The 4,106-nt window shown below is 58.9% G+C and carries 5 protein-coding genes; 3 read left to right on the top strand and 2 right to left on the bottom strand.

From position 1 onward, the window contains the following. A partial coding sequence (locus ABJN75_RS17420; RefSeq protein ID WP_348440850.1) for an alpha/beta hydrolase occupies positions 1–1,070 on the top strand: 1,070 nt, incomplete at its 5' end. A gap of 35 nt (positions 1,071–1,105) precedes the next feature. On the opposite strand, the gene ABJN75_RS17415 is transcribed toward ABJN75_RS17420, so the two are convergent. Both ABJN75_RS17415 and ABJN75_RS17410 read right to left on the bottom strand, forming a co-directional pair. Continuing rightward, positions 1,106–1,786, bottom strand: a complete 681-nt coding sequence (locus ABJN75_RS17415) for a hypothetical protein (RefSeq protein ID WP_348440849.1) — start codon at positions 1,784–1,786, stop codon at positions 1,106–1,108. A gap of 335 nt (positions 1,787–2,121) precedes the next feature. Next, a complete protein-coding gene (locus ABJN75_RS17410) occupies positions 2,122–2,358 on the bottom strand; it encodes a DUF2061 domain-containing protein (RefSeq protein ID WP_348440848.1) in 237 nt (78 codons plus the stop codon). Between the two features lie 135 nt (positions 2,359–2,493). On the opposite strand from ABJN75_RS17410, the gene ABJN75_RS17405 reads away from it, so the two are divergent. Both ABJN75_RS17405 and ABJN75_RS17400 read left to right on the top strand, forming a co-directional pair. Beyond that, positions 2,494–3,348 (top strand): helix-turn-helix transcriptional regulator, encoded by an 855-nt coding sequence (locus ABJN75_RS17405; protein ID WP_348440847.1) that lies wholly within the window; start codon positions 2,494–2,496, stop codon positions 3,346–3,348. Between the two features lie 31 nt (positions 3,349–3,379). Then, a complete protein-coding gene (locus ABJN75_RS17400) occupies positions 3,380–3,856 on the top strand; it encodes a hypothetical protein (RefSeq protein WP_348440846.1) in 477 nt (158 codons plus the stop codon). Positions 3,857–4,106 lie beyond the last annotated feature (250 nt).

Genomic DNA, 4,106 nt, shown 5'->3' with positions numbered 1-4,106 from the left:
AGCCCGAGATCGCGGAACTGCGTTGCCGAAGCGTCGAAACCATCAAATCGCAATCCAAGTCGATTCTGCGCAAATCGGGATGCCGCAAAATATCCGATCTTCTGGTTCTTGCGACGACGTACGGGCTGCTTGTCGATCCGGGCAAGGCCCATTCAGCGATCACGCGGGCAGAGGTTCCCTTTTTTGCCCGGCCCGACCGGATTTTCACGCGGGCGGATGGCCGCAGGATAAGCTACGGCGTTTACGGTGACCCGGCCGGAAAACCTGTGCTGTTCATTCACGGGTTGGTCCAGGGACCGTTTTTTCCGTCCGACATGATCGAGAAGTTCAGGCGGGACAAGATCAGGATCATTGCACCGTCGCGGCCGAGCTTCGGGCAGACCGACATACCGCTCAACTGGAAGGATTTCGATCGGGTCGTCGTCGATGATGTGATGCAGCTTGTGCCCGAGATTACCGATCAGCCATTGACCGTGGTCGCGCACCAGGGTGGGGTCAGCCATGCATGCCGGATTGCGTTCGCGCTCGGCAAGCAGACAAAAAACATGGTGATGGTGGGAGCGGGAATTCCCATTGATGAAAAGAAGCATCTTGACCACATGGGCCTGCAGACACGAATTGCCGCATTGGGTGTCAAATATACGCCCCGCATTCTGGAAACGATGATCCACATAGGAATCGTCAACTGGCTTCGAAAAGGGATAAAGCCCTACGCCGAACATCTGTTTTCAAACTCACCCACGGATCAGGCCTATCTGGAGGACCCGCGTATCTATCCGATATGCGAGGCAGGGATCCTGCACATGATAGAGCAAGGCGCGAAAGCCATCATTCATGACGGGATGGCCGCCATGGCGGATTGGGAGAGCGACTTCCTGAGGCTGTCATGCCCGATCAAATGGCTTCACGGCACCGAAGATCCGATCATGCGCTATGACTATGTGCAGGAATTTGTCGAAGCGCATGGTGGGGCGCCGGTCGAACTTGTCGAAAACGGGGCCAACACCATGCATCTGTCCCACAGCGATATCTTCCACAGGGTGATTGCCGAAGCGGTTTTCTCAGCCTGACCCGGCACCTTGGTTGCACCTAACCATGAGGCACTTTAGCCGCGCCGCCACATCGTCACCGGGGTGCCGTCCACCAGAGTGCCGGAGAAATAGTTGATTCCGTCACGCTTCATCTCGGCCACGGGCAGCCCGTTGATGCTTTCAATGGCCAGAACGGCATCATAGCCGGTGAAACTGTATCCAAGGGCAAATCTCGCGACACTTGCGAGATGTCCATTCGAGCAGGACATATTTTTCATGGTCCCGCCTTTCGCATCCTTGAGCTTGTATCCGCTGGTTCTGCCAAATCCCTGCGCGATGACGCCGGCGCCTGTTCGGATCTGAATCTCGCAGCCGCAATCTGAAGCACCGTCGGTTACCATCCATTTGCCACCAAGGTCCTGTTCGGTGCGCACAACCTGGCTTGCCACTGTCGCTCCTATCACCCCGCCGCCTATCATGTTGCCGAGAACATTGCGCCCGACATTTCGAGCCAGGTTTTTGCCTACAGCGTTCTTTGCAAAATCAGCCCCCTTTGCCGGTTTAGGCGGCGGTCCGCCCGCCAGCGGCATCGAGCACATGGCCGGATTTGCGGGCGTTGCGGCGAAAGCGGTCACCGTTGGTGCGGTTGCGTCTGCGGCGGTGCCGGCGCCTTCGGTCTTGGCGGCCGGGGAAGGAGTCTGACATGCCGAGGCAAGTGTAAGCACACCCAGAAGGCCGATTGTTCGCAGTGTCATTTGCAGGTCCCGTTGTCTGTGACCGTCTCGAGGCGTGCATGGTTGTGTCCGGCATTTTGCCGACAGCAAGTTCACGCAGCAAACCCCAGGCGGTCGCCTGTCGATGGAAAGTCATACTGAAATCAGTAAACTGACCGGGACCTGCGTTGGCAATTACCCCGCGGGGTTATCGGAATGGGGAATCTGCGGTGGCCGCTGGGCGCGCCCTGCACAATGCAAGGGACATGTCGAACTGGTTCGAACCGGATTGTGCGGGGACGATGCGCCGGCCCGGCAAATGCCACCAGGACCGCGAGAAGACCTGGCGGGGAGATGGGGATGGCCGGCTGACGAGTTCAGATGCCCGAGGTTGTGTTGCTTGCGGTCTGGTTCCTTGGGGTGCCCCAGTTGACGCGAGCCCAGATCCGTTCGTGCACGACGAAGAATGCCAGGCCGGTAACTGAGGTGGAGAGTGCGAAGGTGACGGCGCTGAGCACCGAGCCTGTGTGAAACCAGGCGATCATGCTTGTCATGATAAGGCCGAGGATCTGCCAGGTCACTGCTTTTGCTATGGTTCTGAAGTTGGATTCCATGGTCTGCAATCTTGGTGGTTCATCGGTTGTAATGACACCAATCTAGCTTTCCCCGGCGATCGCCGGAATTCTGTATCTTCGCAGCATAAATACACAAATGTTGATTTTTATCACCATCTGTGTAAAAATCCGGCAATGCACAAGAATGAACGCGCCGAACTGTTTCGCTTGCGGCTGGCCAGCCGTCTCGCGCTGAGCGGAATGAGCCGCAGCGCGCTGGCGCGAGCCGCGGGCGTCGACCGGTCGACAATCGCGCAATTGCTGGCCAATGACGAGGTTCGCCTGCCCAATGCGCATCTGGCGGCGGAATGCGCCCAGGCACTGGGGGTGAGCGCGGACTGGCTGCTGGGCCTGTCGGATCGCCCCGAGACGGCGGCCGAGGTTCTGTCGGCGAATTTCCGGATGGAAACGGCCCATCGGACCCCGGCGGACGAGCAGATCATCACCTGGCACCAGGAAGCCGCCGGACACAAGATCCGGCACGTTCCGGCGATGCTTCCCGATATTCTGAAAACCGAAGCGGTTCTCGAATGGGAATATGCGGCTTTTCTGGACAAGACGCCGGAGCAGGCGCGCGGCGCCATGCACGAGACGACCGAGTGGCTGCGCGCGCCGGGATCGGACTATGAAATTTGCGTCTCGATAGACAAGGTCCGGTCATTGGCGCGTGGCCACGGTTACTGGGAAGGGCTCGACCGCGATGTCCGGGCCAAGCAGATCGATTTCATGGCGGACAGCTGCGCCCGGCTGTACCCGTCGCTCAGACTCTATCTTTACGATTCGAAAAAGGTGTTCTCCGCTCCGGTGTCGATTTTCGGACGGTTGCTCGCGGCGGTCTATGTCGGGCAATTCTACCTGGTGTATCGCGACAGCCGCCAGGTCAGCGCGCTGACACAACACTTCGACACGCTGGTGCGCGAATCGGAAGTTGAGGCACGCAATGCCGGAAAGATCATTCGCGACATGTTCGAAGAAGGTTCCCTTTCGTGACGCCACTGGATAGCCTCGACGCGGAAGCAGCATGGACGAAAGGGCAAACCAGATGAAACAGATCATATTCGCGGCGGTCTCGATGGTGCTGGCAGGACCGGCGGTTGCGCAGGACAGCGCGCCGCGCATCGATGACATCGTCTGGCAGTATATCGACAGTTACTGCAGCTTCATGCGTGCCGACCATGAGTTCGATTACGATGATCCCGATAGCTGGCGCTGGGTGCTGTTTTCGAACCTGCCGGGAGAGGATGGCGCCGACCCGATCGAATCGCCGTTCATGCGGATTGACGGGCAGCTCCTTCAACTTGAGCAGACCGGTGTTGAGCATATCGATGGTGGTGCGCTTCGCAGCTATCGCTCCCACAACGCAGACCCCTATCTGGTCGATGTCAGCCTGCTCGAAGGCGCGGAAGGCTATGAAAACTTGACCTATTCCGGGACGATCAGAGTGTCTCGAGACGGTGCTTCCAGCGAGATTGCCTACAAGGGCGATTGCGGCGTCTGAACAAGGTTCCGCTTCAGCCGTGCTGATGGATTTGCCGCGACCCTGGCAGATCCATCAGCGCGCAACGGCCGACGGTTCATCCGGAAGTTTCGCCACCGACGAACCGGCCGGCGGCGCTGTTCAGATCACGAGCACCGGCGGGTTGCAGCTTGCGCCGGTGACGCTGACATCTGCCTCGCCGATCTTCACCCCAACCGCCAGGAGCGTGTTGTAGAGGATGCCGTCCAGCACGGTGGCAAGCGGTTTCAGC

Origin of the sequence: Hoeflea sp. (assembly GCF_039975035.1) — a bacterium.
Classification (GTDB): domain Bacteria; phylum Pseudomonadota; class Alphaproteobacteria; order Rhizobiales; family Rhizobiaceae; genus Hoeflea.
The sequence above is the reverse complement of the archived record's forward strand: the minus strand, read 5'-3'. Positions and strand labels throughout refer to the sequence as shown.

Bases quoted from the DNA above. Each gene is read 5' to 3' on its own strand.
- ABJN75_RS17405 (WP_348440847.1), top strand. From the start codon at position 2,494: ATGCACAAGAATGAACGCGCCGAACTGTTTCGCTTGCGGCTGGCCAGC.
- ABJN75_RS17410 (WP_348440848.1), bottom strand. From the start codon at position 2,358: ATGGAATCCAACTTCAGAACCATAGCAAAAGCAGTGACCTGGCAGATC.
- ABJN75_RS17415 (WP_348440849.1), bottom strand. From the start codon at position 1,786: ATGACACTGCGAACAATCGGCCTTCTGGGTGTGCTTACACTTGCCTCG.
- ABJN75_RS17400 (WP_348440846.1), top strand. From the start codon at position 3,380: ATGGACGAAAGGGCAAACCAGATGAAACAGATCATATTCGCGGCGGTC.